This is a genomic window from Nocardia sp. NPDC003979 (assembly GCF_053605015.1).
The window spans coordinates 106,222-132,898 of the sequence record NZ_JBSGIJ010000003.1 but is presented as its reverse complement, the minus strand read 5'-3'; the positions used below and the strand labels follow the sequence as shown (position 1 = coordinate 132,898).

Annotated in this window: 3 protein-coding genes (1 of these 3 cut by a window edge); 2 read left to right on the top strand and 1 reads right to left on the bottom strand. The window is 70.1% G+C overall.

Annotation, left to right across the window (positions count from 1 at the left end; all coding sequences use genetic code 11):
• On the top strand, nt 1–25,065 hold the 3' portion of the coding sequence (locus ACWEVR_RS07470) for a non-ribosomal peptide synthase/polyketide synthase (RefSeq protein ID WP_452466228.1). Its footprint begins 19,020 nt before the window's first position; 25,065 of the gene's 44,085 nt are visible here — the last part of the coding sequence; the start codon falls outside the window, past its left edge; its stop codon occupies nt 25,063–25,065.
• Nucleotides 25,066–25,782, top strand: a complete 717-nt coding sequence (locus ACWEVR_RS07465) for a Uma2 family endonuclease (protein WP_452466227.1) — start codon at nt 25,066–25,068, stop codon at nt 25,780–25,782.
• Here ACWEVR_RS07465 and ACWEVR_RS07460 read toward each other — a convergent pair.
• Nucleotides 25,748–26,677, bottom strand: a complete 930-nt coding sequence (locus ACWEVR_RS07460; protein WP_452466226.1) for a LysR family transcriptional regulator — start codon at nt 26,675–26,677, stop codon at nt 25,748–25,750. The two genes, ACWEVR_RS07465 and ACWEVR_RS07460, sit on opposite strands and share 35 nt — an antisense overlap.

Below are 26,677 nucleotides of genomic sequence, written 5' to 3'. Positions count from 1 at the left end.
CACGTCGAGGAACGCCTGCCCGCCTACATGGTTCCGTCGTCGATCATGGTGATCGACCGGGTGCCGCTCACCCCGGTCGGCAAGCTCGACCGCAAGGCCCTGCCGGAGCCGGTGTTCGCCACCGAGGTCTCCTTCCGGGCCGCGCGCACCCCGATCGAGCAGACCATCGCCGAGGTGTTCGCCGAGGTGCTCGGCGTGGAGCGCGTGGGTGTGGACGACTCGTTCTTCGCCCTGGGCGGCGACTCCATCGTCTCCATTCAGCTCGTCTCCCGGGCCAAGGCCCGCGGCGTGCTGTTCACCCCGCGCCACGTGTTCGAGCAGCGCACCGTCGCCGGTCTGTCCTCGGTCGCCGAAACCGCCGATGTGGCAGCGGCTTCTGCCGTGACCCTGGCGGAGCTGCCCGGCGGTGGCGTCGGTGAGATGCCGCTGACCCCGGTGGTGCGATTCATGGCCGAGCGGTCGGGTTCGTTCGACCGGTTCAACCAGACCATGGCCCTCGAGCTGCCCGTCGGCATCGACCGGGCGGGGATCGCGGCCACTGTCGGCGCGGTCGTCGACCGCCACGACATGCTGCGCTCGCGCCTGCACCAGGTCGACGGCCGCTGGGTCGTCACCACCGGCCCCGCGGGCAGCGTGGACGCCGACACCCTGATCGACCACACCACCTTCGACCCGAACGTCTCCGACGCCGAACTGTTCGAGATCGCCTCGGCCGCACTGGATTCCAGTCTGGACCGCCTCGATCCGGCCAACGGTGTCGTCGTCCGCTTCGTATGGTTGGAGCCCAGCGAGTCGACGACCCCGACCATCTCGCTGCCGGGCAACGCCGCCACCGCCGATGCCGCGTCCGCTGGTGCCGCCGCGTCGGCAGGCGATGTGGTGCCGGGTGGCGTCGCGTCCGTCGGTGGCGCCGCGTCGGCCGGTGATGTCGCGCAGAGTGCAGAGTCTGCGGGAACCAAGCCCGCGCGCCGGGCCGGACGACTGATCGTCGTCGCTCACCACCTCGTCGTCGACGGCGTGTCGTGGCGAATCCTGGTGCCCGACTTCGTCTCCGCCTGGGGTCAGCTGTCCTCGGGCCAGCAACCGGAGCTGGTCGCGCCCGCCACGTCCATGCGCGCCTGGGCGCACGCCCTGGCCGACGAGGCACGCAACCCCGACCGCCTCGCCGAGCTCGACTTCTGGCGTGAGGTCGTCGAAACGCCGGACCCGCTGCTCACCGAGCGGCCGATGAACCCGGCCGTCGACGTCTCCGGTGTGATCGAGAAGCTGCCGGTGGAGGTGTCCGCCGAGGTCACCAAGGCCCTGCTCACCACCGTGCCCGCCCTCTTCCACGGCGGCGTGAACGACGGTCTGCTCACCGCGCTCGCGCTGGCCGCCGCCAAGTGGCGCACCCGTCGCGTCCCCGGCAAGTCGGACGACGCGAACGACGCCCTGCTGGTGCGCCTGGAAGGCCACGGCCGCGAGGAAGAGGTCGCGCCCGGTGCCGACCTGTCCCGCACGGTCGGCTGGTTCACCGCGATCTTCCCGGTGCGCCTCGACCTGACCGGCATCGATCTCGACGCCGCGCTGGCCGGTGGTCCGGCGATCGGCCAGGCCGTGAAGGCGGTCAAGGAACAGCTGCTCTCGGTGCCCGACAAGGGCATCGGGTACGGCCTGCTGCGGTACATGAACGCCGACACCGCCGCCGAACTGCCCACCGAGCTGCCCGGCCAGATCAGCTTCAACTACCTCGGCCGGGTCGCCGACAGCGATGTCCCCGACGCGCTGCGCGGTTTCGGCTGGATCCCCGCCGCGGAGCTGGCCTCCCTCGGCGGCGCCTACGACGCCGACATGCCCGCGATGGCACCGCTCGATGTCAACGCGATCGTCGTCGGCGACAAGCTCAGCGCCAATATCGGTTACCCGAGCACCCTGCTCGGCGAGGCCGAGGTCCACGAATTCGCCGACCTGTGGGTCACCGCGCTGGAAGCCGTTGCCCGGCACGCCAATTCCACCGACGCGGGCGGTCACACGCCGTCCGACTTCGCGCTCGTGCGCGCCACCCAGCGCGATATCGACGTCTGGGAGCGCCGCTACCCCGAGCTGACCCAGGTGTGGCCGCTGGCCGCGCTGCAGGCCGGCCTGTTCTTCCACGCCCGCCTCGCCGCGAGCTCGGTCGATGTCTACACCGCCCAGGCGGTGCTGACGCTCACCGGTCATGTCGACGCCACCCGTCTGCGCGCCGCCGCCCAGGCACTGCTCGACCGGCACGAGACCCTGCGCACCGCGTTCGTCACCGATCACGACGGCAACGCCGTGCAGATCGTCCTCGACAACGCCCGCGTGGTCTGGGCCGAACACGACCGCACCGAATCAGGCGAGTTCGCCGACCTCGTCGAGGCCGACCGCAACGCCCGCTTCGACCTGGCCGAGCCGCCGCTCATCCGCTTCACCCTGATCCAGGTGGGCGAGCACGAATGGCGTTTCGTGGTGACCAACCACCACATCCTGCTCGACGGCTGGTCGATGCCGCTGGTGATGCGTGACCTGCTCGCGCTCTACGCCCTGCACGGTGACGCGAGCGCGCTGCCCGCCGTCCGCTCCTACCGGCACTTCCTGGAATGGGTTGCCCAGCAGGATCATGCGGCCTCCGTGGCCGTCTGGTCCGATGCGCTGCGCGGGGTCACCGAGCCCACGCTGCTCGCCCGCCCGGACGCGAGCCGCGAGATCACCGCCCTGTCGGACGAGTACCTGTTCGATCTGGACGAGATCACCACCGGCCGCCTGGTCGCGCTGGCCGCCGACCTCGGCGTCACCCCGAACACGGTGCTGCAGGTGGCGTGGTCGATCGTGCTCGGCCGGATGACCGGTCGCGACGACGTGCTGTTCGGCACCACCGTCTCCGGTCGTCCCGCGCAGCTGTCGGGCGTGGAGTCGATGGTCGGCCTGTTCATCAACACCGTGCCGGTGCGCGTGCGCTTCGACGCCGCCGAGGCGGTGCGCGACGTGCTGACCCGTACCCAGGGCGAGCAGGCCGACCTGCTCGACCACCACTACATCGGCCTAGCCGAGATCCAGTCGGCCGCCGGGATCGGTGGCCTGTTCGACTCGCTGGTGGTCTTCGAGTCCTACCCGGTCGACGCCGAGGGCATCAAGGCCCAGGCCGCCGACATCGACGGCATGGCCGTCACCGGCCTGGACGCGGCAGACGCCACCCACTACCCGCTCTCGCTGATCGCCCAGCTCGACACCCAGCTGCGCATCCGCGCCGGCTATCTGAGCGACCTGTTCGACGCCGCGACGGTGCACCGCATCGCCGAGCGCCTGATCCGGGTGCTCACCGCGATCACCGCCGAACCGACGGTGGCCGTGGGCGATATCGAACTGCTCGACGCCGCCGAACGCGCACTCGTCGTGCGCGAGTGGAACGCCACCGCGCACGAGGTGGATCAGCGCGCCACCCTGGTCTCGATGTTCGAGGAGCAGTTGGCCCGCACCCCGCAGGCCACCGCCCTCACCTTCGAGGGGACGAGTCTGTCCTACGCCGAGTTCGCGGCACAGGTGTATCGCCTGGCCCGCTGGCTCGTGGACCGTGGTGTCGGCCCGGAAACCTATGTGGCCCTCGGCATGCGCCGCTCGCTCGACCTGGTTGTCGGCATGTACGCGGTGAGCGTGGCCGGTGGCGCCTACGTGCCGCTCGACCCCGATCACCCGGCCGAGCGCACGGAATACATTCTCGCGACGGCGGATCCGGTGTGTGTGCTCACCTCGGGCACCGATCTGGAGATCGACACCGCGCAGGTCCGCATCGACCTGCTCGACCTGTCCGGTTACGCCGACACCCGCCTCACCGACGCCGAACGCACCTCCCCGCTGCGCCCGTCGAACACCGCGTACGTGATCTTCACCTCCGGTTCGACGGGTCGTCCGAAGGGTGTTGCCGTCAGCCACGGCGCGATCGTCAACCGCCTGGTGTGGATGCAGGCGCAGTACGGGCTGACCGAGGCCGATGTCGTCCTGCAGAAGACGCCCGCCACGTTCGACGTGTCGGTGTGGGAGTTCTTCTGGCCCTTGCAGATCGGTGCGCGCCTGGTCGTGGCCAAGCCGGACGGTCATCGTGATCCGGCCTACCTGGCCGAGATCATCGCGGCCGAGGGTGTCACCGTCACCCACTTCGTGCCGTCGATGCTCGCGGTGTTCGTCGCGGATGCCGCTGCCGCGCAGTGTGATTCGCTGCGCATGGTGTTCGCCTCCGGTGAGGCGCTGCCGCCCAAGCCAGCGCACCGCCTGCGCGAGCTCACCGGTGCGGCGCTGCACAACCTGTACGGCCCCACCGAGGCCGCGGTCGACGTCACCTTCCACGAGGTCGTCGACACCGACACCGACACCGTGCCGATCGGCGCCCCGGTCTTCAACACCGAGGTCTACGTCCTCGACGCGCGCCTGCGGCCCGTCCCGGTCGGTGTCGCCGGTGAGCTCTACCTCGCGGGCACCCAGCTGGCCCGCGGCTACGTGGCCCGCCCCGACCTCACCGCCGACCGCTTCGTCGCGAATCCGTTCGGTGAGAACGGCGAGCGCATGTACCGCACCGGCGACCTCGTCGCCTGGACCGAACACGGCGAGCTGGAATACCTGGGCCGCACCGACTTCCAGGTGAAGCTGCGCGGTCTGCGCATCGAGCTCGGCGAGATCGAGTCCGCGCTCACCGGCCTCGACGAGGTCGCCCAGTCGGTGGTGGTTGTCCGCAGCGACCAGCACACCGGCGACCAGCTGGTCGCCTACGTCATCCCCGCCGTCGGCCGCACGGTCGACATCGAGGACGCGCGTGAGGAACTGGGCAACAACCTGCCCGCCTACATGGTGCCGTCGGTGATCATCGTCCTCGACGAGTTCCCGCTCAACGCCTCCGGCAAGCTCGACCGCAAGGCCCTGCCCGCCCCGGTGTTCGAGGCCGCGGTGTTCCGCGCGCCGACCACACCGGTCGAGGAGATCGTCGCCGCCACCTTCGCCGATGTGCTCGGCTTGGACCGGGTCGGCCTCGACGACGACTTCTTCGCCCTCGGCGGCAACTCGCTCACCGCCACCCAGGTCGCCGCGCGCCTGTCGGCCGCCCTGGAATCCGATATCGGCGTGCGCGAACTGTTCGAGGCGTCCACGGTCGCCGCGCTGGCCGCGCGGGCCGAGACACATTCCGGTGACGAGCGGCGCGCGCCGCTGGTCCCGCAGCAGCGCCCCGCGCGGGTGCCGCTGTCGCTGGCCCAGCAGCGCATGTGGTTCCTCAACCGCTTCGACCCCGAGTCGGCCGTCGACAACATCCCCGCCGCTGTTCGCCTGTCCGGTCTGCTCGACCGCCAGGCGCTGCAGGTGGCCGTCGCCGACGTGCTGGCCCGCCACGAGTCGCTGCGCACCTACTACCCGGAAGCCGATGGCGCCGCCCATCAGGTGATCGTCCCGACCGGCAAGGTCATCCCCGACCTCGCCCCGATCGAGACCACCGAAGCCGAACTGCCGCAGCGTCTTTCGCAGCTCGTGCTGACCGCGTTCGACGTCACCGCCGAGGTGCCGTTCCGCGCCGCGCTGTTCGAGGTGAGCCCCACCGAACACGTGCTCGCCCTCGTGGTGCACCACATCTCGGCCGACGGGTTCTCCATGGGCCCGCTCACCCGCGACGTGATGACCGCCTACAGCGCCCGCGTGGAAGGCGCCGAACCGGCCTGGCGTCCGCTCGAGGTCCAGTACGCCGACTTCGCCCTGTGGCAGCGCGCCGTGCTCGGCGACGAGGACGACGCGGCCTCGGTGATCGCCCAGCAGATCGCCTTCTGGGGTGAGCACCTGCGCGGCCTGCCCGAGCAGCTCGACCTGCCCGCCGACCGGCCGCGCCCGGCCGTCGCCAGCGGTCGCGGCGCCACCCACACCTTCGAGATCGACGCCCGCACCCACGCGGCGCTCGCCGAGCTGGCCCGCACCCGTGGCGTGACGCTGTTCATGGTCACGCACGCGGCCCTGGCCCTGCTGCTCTCGCGGCTGTCCGGTGAGTCCGACATCGCCATCGGCACGCCCATCGCGGGCCGTGGCGAACGCGCCCTCGACGACCTGATCGGTATGTTCGTCAACACCCTGGTGCTGCGCACCGAGGTCGACGGCGCGGCGAGCTTCGGCGAGCTGCTCGCCCAGGTCCGCACCAGTGACATCGCGTCGTTCGGCCACGCCGATCTGCCGTTCGAGCGGTTGGTCGAGATCATCAACCCGGCCCGCTCGCAGGCGCGCCACCCGCTGTTCCAGGTGATGCTGGCCTTCCAGAACACCGGCCAGACCAGCCTCGAACTGCCCGGCCTCACCGCCAGCGGTGTCGACCTGCCGATCGATGTCGCCAAGTTCGACCTGCAGGTGGTGCTCACCGAGAAGCCCGGTGACACCGCAGGCATGGTCGCCGAGCTGATCTACGCGACCGACCTGTTCGACGCGTCGACCATGCATCGCTTCGGCGCCCGCTTCACCCGCCTGCTCAATGCCATCGCGGCCACCCCGAACCGTGCCGTGGGCGACATCCCGTTGCTGGATGCCGCCGAGGTGCAACTGGCCGTTCGCGGCTGGAACGACACCGCCCACGAGCTACCCGGCGCGGGCACCCTCGTCGACGAGTTCGCCCGCCAGGCCACGGCCACCCCGAACGCGGTCGCCCTCATCGACCCGGCCACCGGCGAAACCCTCACCTACGCCGAATTCGCCTCGCGCGTACACCGTTTGGCGCACCGCCTGATCGAGGCCGGTGTCGGCCCGGAGAAGCTGGTCGCCCTCGGCCTGCGCCGCAGCATCGACCTCGTGGTCGCGGCGTACGCGGTGCAGGAAGCAGGCGGCGGCTACGTCCCGCTCGACTTGGACCAGCCCGCCGACCGCATCGCCTACGTGCTCGAAACCGTCGATCCCGTGGTCGTCCTGACCACGACCCGCGACGGTTTCGCCGTCGACGAGCCGACCACACTCGTCGTCGACGCGATCGACCTGTCCGCCTACTCCGACACCCCGGTCACCGATGCCGAGCGCATCGCACCGCTGCGCCCGCAGCACCCGGCCTACGTCATCTTCACCTCCGGTTCCACCGGTCGCCCGAAGGGTGTGGCGGTGCCGCACTCGGCGGTGGTGAACCAGATCCGCTGGATCACCGCGGAATACGGCATCGGTGCCGACGACGTGGTGCTGTTCAAGACGCCCGCCACCTTCGACGTGTCGGTGTGGGAGCTGTTCGGCCCGCTGAGCACCGGTGGCAGCTTGGTCGTCGCGAGCCCCGACGGGCACCGCGACCCGCAGTACCTCGCCGATGTCATTGCGGCGCAACGGGTCACGATGACCTCGTTCGTCCCGTCGATGCTCACCGTCTTCGCGGGCAGCATCGATGCGGCCGCGGTCGAGGGCGAAGCGCTGTCCTCACTGCGCGCCCTGCTGATCGCCGGTGAGGCCTTCACCGGTGACGCCGTGGCCGCGCTGCGGCGGGTGAGCGACGCCGAACTGTTCAACCTGTACGGCCCGACCGAGTTCACCGTGCACGCCACGCACGGCCCGGTCGCCGACCGGGTCGACGGCGCAGTCCCGATCGGCGCGCCGGTGTGGAACGCCGAGGCCTACGTGCTCGACGCCCGCCTGCACCCGGTCCCGGCCGGGGTCGCGGGTGAGCTGTACCTGGCCGGTTCCCAGCTGGCCCGCGGCTACTTCGGCCGCCCCGACCTCACCGCCGACCGCTTCGTCGCCGACCCGTTCGCGGCTGAATCCAATGACGGGGCGGCCCAAGGCCCTGCGGGGTCACGCTCCGCTACCGCCTCCGGGCCTGCGGGCCGCCCCGCGGGCGCCCGCATGTACCGCACGGGCGACCTGGTGCGCCGCGACGAGCACGGTGTGATCACCTACCTCGGCCGCACCGACTTCCAGGTGAAGCTGCGCGGTCTGCGCATCGAGCTCGGCGAGATCGAGGCCGCGCTCACCGCGCACGCCACCGTCGGCCAGGCCGTGGTGATCGTGCGTTCGGATGCCCGCACCGGCGATCAGCTGGTCGGCTACGTGGTGCCCTCGGCGGGTACGACCGTCGAAACCGAAACGCTGCGTGCGCATCTCGGTGCGCAACTGCCGTCGTACATGGTTCCGGCCGCGTTCGTCGTGCTCGACGAGATGCCGCTGAGCGCCAACGGCAAGCTCGACCGCCGCGCCCTGCCCGATCCGGTGTTCGAGGCCCGCGAGTTCCGTGCGCCGAGCACCCCGATCGAGGAGATCGTCGCCGCCACCTTCGCCGAGGTGCTCGGCCTGTCCGAGGACCAGCCGGTCGGCCGCGACGACGACTTCTTCGACCTCGGCGGCAACTCGCTCATCGCCACCCAGGTCGTCGCCCGCCTCGGCGCCGCACTCGACACCCGGGTTCCGGTTCGGGTGCTGTTCGAAGCGCCGTCGGTGTCGGCGCTGGCCGCCAAGGTGGAGACCCACGCGGGCAGCGGCAGCCGCCGCGAGCTCGTCGCCGGGCCGCGCCCGGAACAGGTGCCGCTCTCGCTCGCCCAGCAGCGCATGTGGTTCCTCAACCGGTTCGACAGCGCCACCGGGGTCAACAACATCCCCCTCGCTGTCCGCCTCACCGGTGACCTCGACGTCGACGCGCTGCGCCAGGCTGTGGCCGACGTGGTGGAGCGGCACGAGGTGCTGCGCACCGTCTACCCGGAAACCGCCGACGGCCAGGGCGTGCAGGTCGTGCTGCCCGCGGCCCAGGTGCCGATCACGATCGATCCGATCACCATCGGCGAGGAGGAGATCCGCGACCGCATCAGCGAACTGGTGCTCGCCGGCTTCGACGTGACCGCCCAGGTCCCGGTGCGCGCCGAACTGCTGCGCGTGGCCGGTTCCATGGACGGCTCGCACCCCGACACCCACGTGCTCGTCTTCGTGGTGCACCACATCTCCGGCGACGGTTGGTCGGTGCGTCCGCTGGCCCGCGACGTGATGATCGCCTACGCCGCCCGCTCGCGCGGCGAGGCACCGGGCTGGGCGCCGCTGCCCGTGCAGTACGCCGACTTCGCGCTGTGGCAGCGCGAAACCCTCGGCTCGGAGTCGGATCCGTCGTCGATGATCGCCCAGCAGGTGGCCTACTGGTCGAACACCCTGGCCGGGCTGCCCGACCAGCTGGACCTGCCGAGTGACCGCCCGCGTCCGGCCGTGGCCTCCAACCGCGGTGGGGTGCACGAGTTCTCGATCGACCCGGCACTGACGCACAGCCTCAACGCGCTGGCCCGCGAACACGGCGCCAGCCTGTTCATGGTGGTGCACGCCGCGTTCGCCGCCCTGCTCGCGCGCCTGTCCAACAGCGACGACATCGCCATCGGTACCGCCGTCGCGGGCCGTGGTGAAGCGGTGCTCGACGACGCCATCGGCATGTTCGTCAACACCCTCGTGCTGCGCAGCACCGTCGACCCGGCGCAGTCGTTCGCCGAGCTGCTCGCCGCCACGCGGGAGCTCGACCTGGCCGCCTTCGGCCACGCCGACCTGCCGTTCGAGCGGCTCGTCGAAATCCTCAACCCGGCCCGTTCGCAGGCCCGTCACCCGCTGTTCCAGGTGATGCTGTCGTTCCAGAACACCGGCGAGGCATCGTTCGAACTGCCCGGCCTCGAGGTCGCTGGCGTGCCGCTGGACGTGGTGACGGCCAAGTTCGATCTGCACCTGAACCTGACCGACCGCTACCGCGCCGACGGTTCCGCCGACGGCATGACCGCCGAGTTCGCCTACGCGACAGACATGTTCGACGCCGACACCATCGCGAACCTGGCCAAGCGCCTGGTGCGGATGCTGTCCTCGGTCGTCGCCGAGCCGACCCACCCGATCGGTGACGTGGAGCTGCTGGCACCGGTCGAAAAGCGCCAGGTCGTCGCCGACTGGAATGCCACCGCGCACCCGGTCGACCAGGACGCGACCCTGGTGTCGATGTTCCAGGCACAGGCCGCGACCAGCGCGAACACACCTGCCCTCACCTTCGAGGGGACAACTCTGTCCTACGCCGGGTTCACCGCCCGGGTGAACCGCCTGGCCCGGCACCTGATCGCCCAGGGCGTCGGCCCGGACACCATGGTCGCGCTCGGCATGCGCCGCTCGCTCGACCTGGTGATCGGCATGTACGCGGTGAGCGTGGCCGGTGGCGCCTACGTGCCGCTCGACCCCGACCACCCGGCCGAGCGCACCCACTACGTGCTCGAGACCGCGGCACCGGTGTGCGTATTGACCACGGCGCGTGACGAATTCGACGCGGGCTCGACCACCGCCCTGCACATCGACAGCCTCGACCTGTCCGGGTACTCGGACGCGCCGGTCACCGATGCCGAGCGGATCGCCCCGCTGCGTCCGTCGAACACCGCGTACGTGATCTTCACCTCCGGTTCGACGGGTCGCCCGAAGGGTGTGGCGGTGAGCCACGCCGCGATCGTGAACCGCTTGGTGTGGATGCAGGAGCAGTACGGCCTGACCGCCGAGGACGTGGTGCTGCAGAAGACGCCCGCTACCTTCGACGTGTCGGTGTGGGAGTTCTTCTGGCCCTTGCAGCTCGGTGCGCGCCTGGTCGTGGCCAAGCCGGACGGTCATCGTGACCCGGCCTACCTGGCCGAACTCATCGCCGCCGAGAGCGTCACCACCGCGCACTTCGTGCCGTCGATGATGTCGGTGTTCGTGGCCGAACTCGTCGAGGACGACGGCCGCGCCGACAGCCTGCGCCTGGTCTTCGCCTCCGGTGAGGCGCTGCCCGCGCCGACCGCCCAGCGGATGCGCGCCCTCACCGGCGCGGCCGTGCACAACCTGTACGGCCCGACCGAAGCCGCGGTCGACGTCACCTTCCACGAGGTCACCGACGCCGACACCACCTCGGTGCCGATCGGTGCGCCGGTGTTCAACACCCAGGTGTATGTGCTGGATTCGCGCCTGCACCCGGTCCCGGTCGGTGTCGCGGGTGAGCTGTACCTGGCCGGTGTGCAGCTGGCCCGCGGCTACGTGAACCGCCCCGATCTCACCGCCGACCGCTTCGTCGCCGACCCGTTCGGCACCGACGGCGCCCGCATGTACCGCACCGGTGACCTCGTCACCTGGACCGAGCAGGGCGAGCTCGAGTACCTGGGCCGCACCGACTTCCAGGTGAAGCTGCGCGGCCTGCGCATCGAACTCGGCGAGATCGAGTCGGCCCTCACCGCACTGCCCGCGATCGCCCAGTCGGTGGTCGTGGTCCGTGGCGACGAACGCCTCGGCGACCAGCTCGTCGGCTACCTGATCCCGTCGGCCGGTTCCACTGTCGACATCGACGCGGTGCGCGCCGAACTCGGCAGCGCCCTGCCCGCGTACATGGTGCCGACGGCGTTCGTGATCCTGGACGCCTTCCCGCTCAACGCCTCCGGCAAGCTCGACCGCAAGGCGCTGCCCGCGCCGGTGTTCGAGACCAAGGTGTTCCGCGCGCCCTCGACCCCGATCGAGGAGATCGTGGCGGGCACCTTCGGCGACGTGCTCGGCGTGACCCGCGTGGGTGCCGACGACGACTTCTTCGAACTCGGCGGCAACTCGCTGCTGGCCACCCAGGTCACCGCCCGCATCGGCGCCGCCCTCGACACCCAGCTCGCGGTCCGCGACCTGTTCGAGGCCTCGACCGTGTCGGCACTGGCCGCCCGCGCCGAGCACAACGCCGGTTCCGGCCGCGCCCGCCCGCGCCTGAAGGCGGGGGAGCGGCCCGCGGTCATCCCGCTCTCGCCTGCTCAGCAGCGGTACTGGTTCCTCAACCAGTTCGACACCTCCACCTCCGCGGTGGACAACATCCCGCTGGCGGTCCGCCTCACCGGTGACCTCGATGTGCCCGCGCTCGAGCAGGCCATCGGCGACGTGTTCGCCCGTCACGAGATGCTGCGCACCGTCTACCCGGCCTCGCCCAACGGCCCGCGCCAGGTGATCCTGCCTAACTCGCAGATCAGCGCGCAGGTGCACCACATCGAGGTCGACGAGTCCGAATTGCTCGGTGCCGTTGTCGAATTCGCGATGACCACCTTCGATGTCACCCGCGAGGTGCCGCTCGCGGTCGCGCTGTTCGAACTGAGCGAGACCGACTACGTGCTCGCGTTCACCGTGCACCACGTGTCCGCCGACGGTTCCTCCATGGGCCCGCTGGCGCGCGACATCATGGCCGCCTACGTGGCCCGCGCCCAGGGCGAGGCACCGCAGTGGGCGCCGCTGCCGGTGCAGTACGCCGACTACGCGCTGTGGCAGCGCGAGGTGCTCGGCGACGAATCCGATCCGGAATCGTTGGCCGCCAAGCAGGTGGCGTACTGGACCGAGGCGCTGGCCGGCCTGCCCGACCAGCTCGAACTGCCCGCCGACCGGCCGCGCCCGCCCGCGCAGTCGTTCCAGGGCAAGGCGATCCGCTTCGAGATCGACCCCGACCGGCACGCCGCCCTGCACAACCTGGCCCGCGCCAACAACGCCTCGCTGTTCATGGTCGTGCACGCCGCGCTCGCCGTGCTGCTCGCGCGTCTGTCGGGCACCGACGACATCGCCGTCGGCACCCCGATCGCGGGTCGTGGCGAGCGTGAACTCGACGACCTGATCGGCATGTTCGTCAACACCCTGGTGTTCCGCACCGCCGTCGACTCCGGCGCCTCCTTCGCCGAGCTGCTCGCCGATGTGCGCGAACGCGACCTGGAAGCCTTCGCGAATGCCGACGTGCCGTTCGAGCGCCTCGTCGAGGTGCTCAACCCGGTGCGCTCCACCGCGCGCAACCCGCTGTTCCAGATCGGTCTGTCGTTCCAGAACCTGGCCGAGACCACCTTCGAACTCCCCGGTCTCACGGTGAGCCCGGTCGACTACGACTCGCAGCTGGCCAAGACCGACCTGCACGTCACCCTGTACGACCGCTACACCGACGACGGCGCACCGGCCCAGCTGGTCACCGAATTCGGTTACGCCATCGACCTGTTCGACGAGTCGACGGTGCAGAGCTTCGCCGACCGCTTCGTGCGGGTGCTCGACGCCGTCACCGCCGACGCGAGCGTCCCGGTCGGCGACATCGACCTGCTCGCCGAGCCGGAGGCCGAGCGGATCGTCACCGCGTGGAACGACACCGCGCACCCGGTCGACACCGACGCCACCCTGGTGTCGCTGCTCGATGCCACCGTGGCGGCGACACCGAACGCGATCGCGCTGGTCGTCGACGAGCCGGAGTCCGACGACGCGGACACACGCGCCGCTGTCGCGTCCGGCCGAATCGTCTCGGGTCGTCGCGAGTTCACCTACGCCGAGCTCGATGCCGAGGTCAACCGCCTCGCGCGGTACCTGATCGAGCGCGGGATCGGCGCCGAGGACCGGGTTGCCCTGGCCATCCGCCGCTCCGCCGAGCTGATCATCGCGATGTACGCGGTGGCCCGCACGGGCGCGGCCTACGTGCCGATCGACCCCGATCAGCCCGCCGAGCGCACCGACTACATCCTGGAAGCCGCCGCACCGGCTGTCGTGCTGACCACGGTGAGTGCCGAATTCACCACGGCGGCGGCCGAAGTGGTCGTCCTGGACGACCTCGACCTGAGCGCGGTGAGCGCCGAGGTGATCACCGGGCGTTCGCTCGTGCCCGCGAACACCGCGTACATCATCTTCACCTCCGGCTCCACCGGTAAGCCCAAGGGTGTCGCGGTCTCGCACGGCGCGATCGTCAACCAGTTGCTGTGGGAGACGGCCGAATTCGGCATCGGTGCCGACGACGCGGTGCTGCTCAAGACCGCGGCCACCTTCGACCTGTCGGTCTGGGAGTTCTGGACCGCCGCCGTCGCCGGTGCCCGCCTGGTGGTCGCCACCGCCGACGGCCACCGCGACCCGGCCTACCTCAACGACCTGATGCGGGCCACCGGCGTCACCACCCTGCACGTGGTGCCCTCGATGCTCGACGCGCTGCTCACCGAGTCCGGTGCCGCCCTGCCGCGCACGCTGCGCCGGGTGCTCGCGATCGGTGAGGCGCTGCCCGCCGCGACCGCGCAGCGTTTCCGCACCGCCAACACGGCCGCGCTGTTCAACCTGTACGGCCCCACCGAGGCCGCGGTCTCGATCACCAGTCACGCGGTGACCGAGGCCGACCAGGTGTCGGTGTCGATCGGTGGCCCGGAGTGGAACAGCCGTGTCTACGTGCTGGATTCGCGTCTGCGCCCGGTTCCGGTCGGTGTCTCCGGCGAGCTGTACCTCGCCGGTGCCCAGCTGGCGCGCGGCTACTACGGTCGCGCGGATCTGACCGCCGACCGCTTCGTCGCCGACCCGTTCTCCACCACCGGCGAGCGCATGTACCGCACCGGCGACCTGGTGGCCTGGAACGCCGAGGGCGAACTCGACTACCGGGGCCGCACCGACTTCCAGGTGAAGATCCGCGGCTTCCGTATCGAACTCGGCGAGATCGAAGCGGCGCTGCTGCGTCAGCCGACCATCTCCGCGGCGGCCGTGCTCGCCCACACCGATCCGGTGGTCGGCGATCGACTCGTCGCCTACGTCGTGGCCGACGCGGGCGAGATCGACAAGGTCGCGCTGCGTAACGCGCTGGCCGACGAGCTGCCGTCCTACATGGTTCCGACCGTGTTCCTGCAGCTCGACGCCCTGCCGTTGAACGCCAACGGCAAGCTCGACCGCAAGGCGCTGCCGGAGCCCGAGGTCGAGAAGGCCGTGTTCCGCGCGCCGGTGAGCCCGAGCGAACAGCTCGTGGCCGCCACCTTCGCCGAGGTCTTGCGCCTGGGTGAGGACAAGCGGTTCGGTCTCGACGACGACTTCTTCGCCTGGGGCGGTAACTCGCTGCTGGCCACGCAGGTCGCCGCCCGCCTCGGCGAGGCACTCGACACCCGCATCCCCGTGCGGTTGCTGTTCGAGGCGTCGACCGTGTCCGCGCTGGCGCACCGCATCGAGCAGCACGCCGAGACCGGTGACCGCAAGGCACTGAAGGCCGGTCCGCGTCCGGAGCACATCCCGCTCTCGCTGGCCCAGCAGCGGATGTGGTTCCTCAACCGCTTCGACACCCAGTCGGCGGCCTACAACGTGCCCGTCGCGGTCCGCCTGTCCGGCGAGCTCGACGTGGCCGCGTTGCGCGCCGCGATCCTCGACCTGGTGAGCCGCCACGAGATCCTGCGCACGGTCTACCCGCAGACCGAAGCCGGTGCGGCGCAGGTGATCCTGTCGCCCGCGCAGGCCGCGCCGGAACTGCTCGAGCGCACCGTCGCCGCCGACGAGGTGGAATCCGCTGTCGGCGAGCTGCTGTCGACGATCTTCGATGTCACCGTCGAGGTGCCGCTGAAGGTCGCCCTGTTCCGTGTCGAGAACAGCGACGACTTCGTCCTGGCCATGGTCGTGCACCACATCTCCGGTGACGGTTCCTCGGTCGCCCCGCTGACCCGTGACCTGATGACCGCCTACGCCGCCCGTGCGGCCGGAACCGAACCCGGTTGGGCGCCGCTGCCCGTGCAGTACGCGGACTACAGCATCTGGCAGCGCGAGCTGCTCGGCAGCGAGGACGATCCGGACTCGATGGCCAGCAAGCAGGTGGCCTACTGGAAGCAGGCCCTCGCCGAGCTGCCCGACCAGCTCGACCTGCCCGCCGACCGGCCGCGTCCGGCCGTGCAGAGCTTCGCGGGCAGCAAGGTCGACGTGCGGATCAGCGCCGAGACCCACCGCGCGCTCGTCGAGCTGGCCCGTGGGGAGGGCGCGACGCTGTTCATGGTCGTGCACACCGCCCTCGCGGTACTGCTCGCGCGCCTGTCCGGCACCGACGACATCGCCATCGGCACCCCGATGGCCGGTCGTGGCGAGGCCGTGCTCGACGACATGATCGGCATGTTCGTCAACACCCTGGTGTTCCGCACCAAGGTCGACAGCGGTGAGGCCTTCACCGACCTGCTGGCCCGCCAGCGCGAAGACGACATCGCCGCCTTCGCCAACGCCGACGTGCCGTTCGAGCGGCTCGTCGAGGTGCTCAACCCGGTGCGCTCCACCGCCCGGCACCCGCTGTTCCAGGTAGGTCTGTCGTTCCAGAACCTCAGCCGCGCCACCCTGGAACTGCCGAGTCTGACGGTCGCGGGCCTGGACATCGACAGCAACCTGTCGCAGTTCGACCTGCACCTCATCATCAGCGACGTCTACGACGAAACCGGTGAGCCCGAAGGCATTTCGGGTCTGCTCACCTACGCCACCGATCTGTTCGACCGCGCCACGGTCGAGGGATTCCTGCGCCGCTTCGAGCGCCTGCTCGAGGCGATCGTCGCCACGCCGCGCACCGCCGTGGGCGATATCGAACTGCTCGCCCCCGCCGAGCGTGCCGAACTGCTCGACGGCCGCAACAACACGGCCAACCCGGTCGACACCGAGGCCACCCTTGTCTCGCTGCTCGACGCCACCGTGGCCGCCGATCCGAAGGCGACCGCCCTGGTCACCGACGACGGCAACCAGCTCACCTACGCCGAACTCGACGCGAAGGTGAACCGCCTCGCGCGCCACCTGATCTCGCTCGGTGTCGGCCCGGAGGCACGGGTGGCGCTCGCCATGCGCCGCTCGGTGGATCTGATCGTCGCGATGTACGCGGTGGCCAAGTCCGGTGGCGCGTACGTGCCGGTCGATCCCGATCAGGCGGCCGAGCGCACCGACTACATCCTCACCACCGCGGCACCGGTCTGCGTGCTCACCAACGACGAGTTCACCACCGACGCCGCACCGGTCGTGCGTATCGACGAACTCGCACTGGAGAACCTCAGCGCCGCACCGGTTTCCGACGACGAGCGCACCGAGCCGCTGCGCCCGGACAACACCGCGTACGTGATCTTCACGTCCGGTTCGACCGGTCGCCCGAAGGGTGTCGCGGTGCCGCACGGCGCCATCGCCAACCAGTTGCAGTGGAAGCTGGTCGAATTCGGCATGGACGCCGCCGACGCGGTGCTGCTCAAGACCGCGGCCACCTTCGACCTCTCGGTCTGGGAGTTCTGGTCCGCGGCGGTGTGCGGTGGTCGCCTGGTGATCGCGGCGCCCGACGGGCATCGCGACCCGGCCTACCTCAACGAGCTGATGATCCGCGAGTGGGTCACCACGCTGCACGTGGTGCCGTCGATGCTGGACGCGCTGCTGGCCTCCGCGCCGCGCCTGGCGGGCCCGGAGGCGGTAGCGAAGCGTGACCACGCAGGGCCCTCGGGCTCGGCGCCATTCAGCACAGGCATGCCGGATTCGCTGTGGCGGGTCCTCGCCATCGGTGAGGCGCTGCCCGGTTCGCTGGCCCAGCGGTTCCGCACCGCGTTCCCGCGCACCGAGCTGTTCAACCTGTACGGCCCAACCGAGGCCGCGGTCTCGATCACCTCGCACCGGGTGAACGCGGCCGACCAGGGTTCGGTGTCCATCGGTTCGCCCGAATGGAACAGCCAGGTCTACGTGCTCGACGAGCGGCTGCGCCCGGTACCCGACGGTGTCGCCGGCGAGCTGTACCTCGCGGGCGCCCAGCTGGCCCGCGGCTACTTCGGCCGCGCCGATCTGACCGCCGACCGCTTCGTCGCCAACCCGTTCGGTACCGGTACCCGCATGTACCGCACCGGTGACCTGGTGGCCTGGCACAACGGCGAACTCGACTACCGGGGCCGCACCGACTTCCAGGTGAAGATCCGCGGCTTCCGTATCGAGCTCGGCGAGATCGAGGCCGCGCTGCTCGCGCTGCCGGAGATCGCGCAGGCGGCCGTCATCGCCAAGTCCGATCCGCGCACCGGTGACCGTCTCGTCGCCTACCTGGTCGGTGCGGATGTGGATGTGGCGCAGGTGAAGTCGACGCTGGCCGCGAGCCTGCCGTCGTACATGGTGCCCGCCGCGTTCGTCGTGCTCGACGCGCTGCCGCTCAATGTGAACGGCAAGCTCGACCGCAAGGCGCTGCCGGAGCCGGAGTTCGAGGCCCAGGCGTTCCGCGCACCGTCCACCCCGATCGAGGAGATCGTGGCGGGCGTGTTCGCCGACGTCCTCGGCGTCGAGCGCGTCGGTGCCGACGACGACTTCTTCGCCCTCGGCGGCAACTCGCTGCTGGCCACCCAGGTCGCGGCCCGCCTCGGCGCCGCCCTGGACAGCCGGGTGCCCGTGCGCCTGCTGTTCGAGGCGTCGACGGTGGCCGGGCTCGCGGTGAAGGTCGAGCAGGGTGCCGGTGCCGGTGGGCGTCGCGCGCTGGTCGCCGGGCCGCGCCCGGATCAGGTGCCGCTGTCGCTTGCTCAGCAGCGCATGTGGTTCCTCAACCAGTTCGACACCAGTTCCTCGGTGAACAACATCCCGGTGGCCGTCCGCCTGTCGGGCGCGCTGGATGTCGAGGCGCTGCAACTCGCCGTCGCCGACGTGCTCGCGCGGCACGAGACGCTGCGCACGGTGTACCCGTCGGCCAATGGCACCCCGCACCAGGTGATCCTGCCGGTCGAGGGCAATGTGCCGGACCTGACGCCGGAAGACGTTGTGCCCGACCAGGTTCGGGACAAGATCGCCGAACTGATCACCACCGGCTTCGACGTGATCGGTGAAGTGCCGTTGCGCGCCAAGCTGATGCGGGTCGTGTCGCCGGTCGGTACCGACGCGAGCACCGAGTACGTCCTGGTGTTCGTGGCCCACCACATCAGCGCCGACGGCTGGTCGATGGGTCCGCTGACCCGCGACGTGATGATCGCCTACGCCGCCCGCGCGGCAGGCGAGGCGCCCGGCTGGGCGCCGCTGGCGGTGCAGTACGCCGACTTCAGCATCTGGCAGCGCGAGGTGCTGGGCTCGGAGACCGACGAGAACAGCTTGCTCTCCCAGCAGGCCGCGTACTGGAAGCGCGCGCTTGCCGGTGTGCCCGACGAGCTGAACCTGCCGCTGGACCGGCCGCGTCCGAGCACGCAGTCCTTCGCCGGTGGCCGGGTGCTGTTCCCGATCGACGGTGACGTCCACGCCGGGCTCACCGCCATCGCCCGCGAGCAGAACGCGACGCTGTTCATGGTCGTGCACACCGCGCTGGCGATCTTCCTGGCGCGCCTGTCGGGCACCGAGGACATCGTCATCGGCACCCCGATCGCCGGTCGTGGCGAGGCGGAGCTCGACGACGTGATCGGCATGTTCGTCAACACCCTCGCCCTGCGCACGCAGGTCGGCGGACAGCAGAGCTTCGGCGACCTGTTGGCCCAGGCCAAGGAGGCCGACCTGGCCGCCTTCGCCCACGCCGACATCCCGTTCGAGCGCCTGGTGGAACTGCTCAACCCCGAGCGCTCCACCGCGCGGCACCCGCTGTTCCAGGTGGCGCTGTCGTTCGAGAACCTGCCCGACGCCGGCTTCGAACTGCCCGGACTTTCGGTCTCGGCGGTCGATTTCGACGTCGACACCGCCAAGTTCGACCTGCTGCTCACCGTCCGCGAGGCCGGGGCAGTTGACGAGGCCGGTGCTTACGCCGAGTTCTCCTACGCGAGTGCTCTTTTCGATCAGTCGACGGTGGAGAAGTTCGCGCAGCGGTTCCGCCGCCTGCTCGCCGAGGTCGTCGCCGACACCACCACCCCGGTGGGCGATCTGGAACTCCTCGACAGCGTCGAGCGCACCGAACTGCTCACCCGCACCGGCGGTCCCGCGCTCGCGACGAGCACGCTGCCCGAGTTGCTGGCCCAGGCTGTGGCGGCCAACCCGACCGGTCAGGCGATCGTCGCCCCCGGCGAGTCCGTCGACACGGGCCTGCTCCGCGCGCTCTCGGCAGGGCATTCGGGCGATGTCCGCTCGCTGACCTACGCCGAGCTCGACGCCGCGTCCTCGCGTCTGGCCCGGGTGCTCATCGAGCGCGGCGCCGCACCGGAGACGGTCGTCGCCATCGCCATGCAGCGGTCCCTGGAAACCACCCTCGCCATCTGGGCGGTTATCAAGTCGGGTGCGGCGTTCCTGCCGGTCGACCCGAAGTACCCGGCCGAGCGCATCGCGCACATGATGTCGGATTCGGGTGCGGCCCTTGGTATTACGGTGTCGGCCGAGGTCGATCACCTGCCCGCGCCCGCGCTGGGTGACTGGCTCGTCCTCGACGACGCGGCACTGCACACGCAGGTCGCCGCGCAGTCGGCGGAGCCGATCACCGACGCGGACCGTCGCGGAACCGTCCGCGCGGACAACACGGCGTACATGATCTACACCTCGGGTTCGACGGGTCTGCCCAAGGGCGTCGTCGTCACCCACACCGGTGTGGCCAACTTCGCCGCCGCCGAGGTGGCGCAGTTCGGGCTCGGCAAGGACGCGCGGACCCTCGCGTTCGCCTCGCCGTCGTTCGACGCGTCGATCCTCGAGTTCCTGCTGGCCGTCGGGTCGGCGGGCACCCTGGTGATCACGCCGGTCGGCGTGGTCGGTGGTGAGGAACTGGCCGAGATCATCGTCGGCCAGGGCCTGACCCACGTGTTCCTCACCCCGCTCGTCGCGGCGTCGATGGAACCGTCGGCGCTGGCCGGGCTGGAGGCCCTGATCGTCGGTGGCGACAAGGCGCCGGTCGACCTGGTGGCGAACTGGCACAGCGCGGGCACCGACCCGGCGCACCACCGGTTCTACAACGCCTACGGCCCCACCGAGGCGACCATCGCGACCAACCTGTCCGACGCACTGCTGCCCGGCGACACCATGAACATCGGTGGCCCGATCGCCGGGGCGACCGTGCTGGTCCTCGACAGCCGCCTGCATCCGGTCCCCGAGGGTGTCTCCGGTGAGCTGTACCTGGGTGGCGTGCCGCTGGCACGCGGCTACCACGACCGCCTCGGCCTGACCGCCGAACGCTTCGTGGCCAACCCCTACGGTGAACCGGGCTCGCGCCTGTATCGCACCGGTGACGTGGTCGCCTGGCGCACCGTCAACGGCAAGCCCGTCGTGGAATACGTGGGCCGCAACGACTTCCAGGTGAAGATCCGCGGCTTCCGCATCGAACTGGGCGAGATCGACGCCGTGCTCACCGCACACGACGACGTCGATTTCGCGGCCACCATCGGCCGCACCACCGACGCGGGCGCCACCATCCTGGTGTCCTATGTGCGCCCGGTCCCCGGCCGTGCCGTCGAACCCGCCGCCCTGGTCGAGTTCGTGGCGCAGCAGTTGCCCGCGCACATGGTCCCCGCCTCGGTGATTGTGCTCGACGAGATCCCGCTGACCCCCGCGGGCAAGCTGGACCGTCGCGCCCTGCCCGAACCGGTGCTCGCCCCGCGCGAGTTCCGCACGCCGACAAGCGATATCGAGGCGATCATCGCCGCCGTCTTCGCCGAGGTGCTCGGTGTCGACGCGGTGGGCCTGGACGATTCGTTCTTCGCTCTCGGCGGTGACTCGATCCTGTCCATCCAGCTGGTCTCGCGGGCCAAGGACCGTGGCGTGCTGTTCAAGCCGCGCGACGTGTTCGAGAAGCGCAGCGTGGCCGGCCTGGCCGAGATCGCGGTACTGGCGGGCGACACCGAGCAGATCGTGCTCGAGGAACTGCCCGGCGGCGGTGTCGGCGACATCCCGATGCTGCCGATCATGCGCCAGATCCTCAGCAGCGGCTCCACCTACGACCGGTTCTCCCAGTCGATGGTGCTGCGCCTGCCGGAGAACATCTCCGAAGAGGTGCTGCACGCCACCATCGGTGCGGTCTTCGATCACCACGATGTGCTCCGCTCGCGGGTCGCCCGTGGTGAGAACGGTTGGGAGTTCGAGGCTTTGGCGCCGGGCGCGGTCGATGTGAGCGCCCTGGTGCGTCGCGTCGAGGTGTCCGGTGACGTCACCGACGAGGAGCTGTCCGCCCTGGCCAGCGCCGAGTACGACCAGGCCATGGGTCGCCTCGACCCGGCCGGTGCCGCGATGGTGCAGTTCGTGTGGTTCGCCTTCGGCGCGCCGACACAGAGCCCGCGCCGTCGCGACGCCTTGCTCATCGTCGGCCACCACTTCGTGATCGACGGTGTGTCCTGGCGCATCCTGATCCCGGACCTCGGCATGGCATGGGGTCAGATCGCGGCGGGTCAGCCGGTGAACCTGCCCGCCAACGGCACGTCCATGCGGCGCTGGGCGCACAGCCTGGTCGAGCAGGCCGCCGACCGTCGCACGGAACTGCCGTTCTGGCGTGAGGTGTCCACCACGCCCGACCCGCTGCTGGGTTCGCGTCCGTTCGACCCGAAGGTCGACACCTTCGCCACCGTCGACCGGGTGCAGGTCACCCTGTCGCCGGAGGTCACCGACGCGGTGCTCACCGCGATCCCCGGCCTGTACCACGGCGGTGTCAACGACGGTCTGCTCACCGCTTTGGCGTTGGCTGTATCCCGTTGGCGCGGAGACGAATCCGGCACCGCGGCGTTGATCAAGCTGGAAGGCCACGGCCGCCAGGAAGAGATCGTCGCCGGTGCCGACCTGTCGCGCACCGTCGGCTGGTTCACCACCGCCTTCCCGGTGCGTCTCGACCTGGCGGGCGCCGACCTCGACGACGCCTTCGCGGGCGGCGCCGTGCTCGGTGACGTGATCAAGTCGGTCAAGGAGCAGATGCTCGCGGTGCCCGACAAGGGCATCGGCTACGGCATGCTCAAGTACCTCACCGAGCAGGGTGCCGATCTGCCGAGCGTCGGCCAGATCAGCTTCAACTACCTGGGCCGGGCGGGCACGGGCGAGATCCCCGCCGAACTCGCCGAACTCGGTTGGATCCCGGTGGCCGACCTCGGTCAGCTCGACGCCGAGATGGACCTCGACATGCCGGCCAACGCGACGCTGGACATCAACGCCATCGTCGACGACGGCGACGAGGGCCCGCAGCTCGGCGCGAACATCGCCTTCCCGACCGGACTGCTCTCCGCCGAGCGGGCACAGGAGTTCGCCGACCTGTTCGTGGCCGCGCTCACCGCGCTCGCCACACACGCGCAGCGGTCCGACGCGGGTGGTTTCACCCCGTCCGACATGCCGCTGGTGCGCGTCGACCAGTCCGATCTGGATGTGTGGGAACGCGAGTACCCCGCGCTGTCGGAGGTGTGGCCGCTCTCGCCGCTGCAGGCGGGCCTGATGTTCCACGCCATGATCAGCTCGGCGACCGTCGACGTGTACACCGTGCAGGCCGTGCTCGACCTGACCGGCACCCTCGACGCCGAGCGGTTGCGCAAGGCCGCCCAGGGCGTGCTCGACCGCTACCCGAACCTGCGGACCGCCTTCGTCACCGACTCGGCCGGTCAGCCGGTGCAGGTGGTGCTGGGCGAGCTGGAGGTGCCGTGGCGTGAGGTCGATCTGACCGAGCTGCCCGAGGACGTGCGCATGCCGCGCATGCAGCAACTGCTCGCCGCCGACCGGGCCAACCAGTTCGACATGGCGACCGCGCCACTGATCCGCTTCGGTCTGTTCAAGACCGCCGAGGACAAGGCGCACCTGTCGATCACGGTGCACCACATTCTGGTCGACGGCTGGTCGATGCCGCTGCTCATGCGCGACCTGCTCGTGCTCTACGCGGTGCACGGCGACCTCACCGCCCTGCCGCGCGTGGCGTCCTACCGCAACTTCCTGTCCTGGCTCTCGGGCTGGGATCGCGAAGTGTCGCTGCGGGCGTGGGCCGACGCGTTGGCCGGGGTGGAAGGACCCACCCAGCTGGCGCCGCCGCCGCGCACCGAGGAACGGTTCGAGATCGACAAGGTCGTCGTCGAGATCGACAACGACCGCACCCGGGCGCTCGGCAAGTTCGCCGGCGAGCTCGGTGTCACCGTGAACACGCTGCTGCAGACCGCGTGGGGCATCGTCGTCGGGCGCCTCACCGGCCGCGACGACGTGGTGTTCGGCGCCACCGTTTCCGGTCGCCCGGCCGAGCTGCCCGGCGTGGAGTCGATGGTCGGCCTGTTCATCAACACCCTGCCGGTGCGCATCCAGATCGACGACCGGATGACGGCGGAGAAGCTCACCCAGAAGGTGCAGTCCGAGCAGGCCGAACTGCTCAGCCACCACTTCGTCGGCCTGTCCGACATCCAGCGGGTGGCCGGTGCCGGTTCGCAGTTCGACACGCTGCTGGTGTTCGAGTCCTATCCGATGGACAAGGACGCCGTCACCGCGGCGAGCTCGATCGACGGCATGCAGGTCACCGGTGTCGGCCTCGACGACGCCACCCACTACCCGCTCACGCTGGTGGTGATGGCCGAGTCGACCATCGAGATCACCATGCGCTACCTGCGCAGCACCTTCACCGAGGACGAGGTCCGCACCCTGTCCGCCCGGTTGCTGCGGGTGCTCGACGAACTGCTCGAGAACCCGACCGGCCTGGTCGGTGACATCGACATCCTCGATGCCACCGAACGCGCCAAGCTGCTCGCCGAATCCGGTGTGACAGCGGCCGGTTCGGCGCCCGCTTCGGTGACCGGTGTCGGCGCGCAGACGGTGGCCAAGGTGCTGGCCGAGGTCGTGGAAGCCGACCCGCAGGCACCCGCTCTGCTGCGCGGTGACAGCGAGATCGCCTACAGCGCCCTGGATCGCAAGTCCTCGCAGCTGGCCCGCGTGCTCATCGCGCGCGGTGCCGGTCCGGGCGACGTGGTCGCCGTGTCGCTGCCGCGTGGCGTGGATTCGGTGCTCGCCGCCTGGGCGGTGCAGAAGGCCGGTGCCGCGGTGCTGTTCGCGGGTGACCTGACCGGAGTCGAGCTGGCCGCCGCCGGTTCGGCGTTCGGCATCAGCGCGGCCCCGGTCGCCGGGGTGGCAGGCGAGTGGCTGGTCCTGCCCGACGTGGAAGACGAGATCGCCGCAGCCGCAGCGCATCCCGTCTCCTATGCCGACCGCATCCGCCCCCTGGCCGAAGACCACCCGGCCTTCGTCCAGGTCGCCGGCGACACCACAACGGTGCTCACCCAGTCCGACGCCGTCGCCCTGGCCGAACGCCTGCGCGACGAACACGGCATCGACTACGAATGCACCACCTACACCACCCACGCCTCCGGCCCCGCCGCCATCCAGGAATTCCTGGTCTCGGCCACCGCAGGCGCCCTGTCGGTCCTGCCCGACGCCTCGGTCGAAGACGACCTGGCCGACGGCGAGGTCACCCACTGGTTCGTGGTGGCAGGCGAGGCGACCGACGCCGCCGATGGCGAGGTGACGGTGATCATCGCCGAGTAGGTGACGACCGTTCGCCCAGCGGGATCACACCTGCTGGGCGAACGGCGCGAACCTGCCGAATGCTTCTCGCAGCGTCTAGACTCGAATCGGCCGACGCGGGCGGCGCGCGGTGCATTCGACGAGGTCGGAGGTGTATGTATGGCGATGCCTGTGCCGCGCTCCGATCATTGGACTGCCGCTGATCTCGATCAGTTGCCCGATGACGGTTTGCGATATGAGGTGCTCAATGGTCAGCTCGTCGTGAATGCCGCCCCGAAGCCGATGCATCAGTGGTTGATCAAGCGGCTCACGCAGGTGTTCGACGCGGTTGTTCCAGACGACCGGTTGGTGCTGGACGGCGTCGGCATGCTCATCGGTGATGACGAGCCGATTCCCGATCTGATGGTGGTCGCGGGTCCGATCGATTGGCACGGTCGTGGGGTGCCGGTCGGGCAGGTCGAACTCGCCGTCGAAGTGGTGTCGAAGTCGACGACATTGCAGGATCGGATGGTGAAGCCGGTGTTGTACGCACAGGCAGGCATCCCCACGTACTGGCGTTTCGAGATCAACCCGTTCAAGAGCCGCCTGGCCGACGAACGGTTGCCGGTGCTGTTCGCGTATTCGCTCGGCGCCGATGGCGAATACACACTGACCCACCGCGCGTCAGCGGGTGCCTCGGTGACAGTACGAGCGCCCTTCGAGGTCACCTTCGACCCTGGTGCATTGCTGCCGCACTAGCCAGCGCTGTTGCTTCGCCTGCGGTTCCGGTGGTCTCGATGGCGGTCTGGGTGAAGGCCCGGACCATTGCTGTCTCGCCGCTGCTGCGCCAGATCAAACCGTAGGCGACCGGTTGTATGTCGGCGAACGGCAAATAGGTGAGTGTGGGCCGGGCGTAGTAGTCGGCCCCCTGCGCCGCACATACCGCGACACCGCGATCCGCCGCGACCAGCGTGAGCAGTTCCTGCCACGACGTGGCGGCCTCGATCGGCCGGGTGCCGTCCGACGGCGACGGAATGAACTCGTCCAGGAAGTACTGGGGCAGACCAGCGATCGTCATGCTGGTTTCGCCTTTCAGATCCTCCACGCTCACCGCGTCGCGGTCGGCCAGGCGATGTCCGGTCGACACGGCGAGGACCCGCTGGTCGAAGAAGATCGCGGGCCCGGAGACGAGATCCGGTTCGTCCACCGGGAATTCGATGAGAGCCAGATCGAGGTCGCCCGCGCGTAACGGGCCGTAGCGATCCGACAGCTGAACCTCACAGACCACCACCTCGCAGTCGGGATGGTCGGTGCGAAACGCGTCCGCGATCCGCAGGATCGCCTCGCCGGCCAAGGGACTGGAGAACCCGACTGCCAGGGTGCCGCCGATACCGCGTGCGGCGTCGGTGGCCCGCGCGAGCGATGCCACGATGCCGAGGTGATGCGGTTCCAGATCGGCGAACAGACGCTTGCCGATCGGTGTGAGCGAGACCCGGCGGCTGGTGCGGTCGAACAGCGGCGCGCCGATGCGGTGCTCGAGCGTTTTGATCAGCTGGCTCACCCGGCCACGCGACAGGTGCAGCCGCTCGGCGGTCCGCCCGAAATGCAACTCCCGCGCGAGGATCCGGAAAGCCTCGAGCTCTTGCCAGTCCAT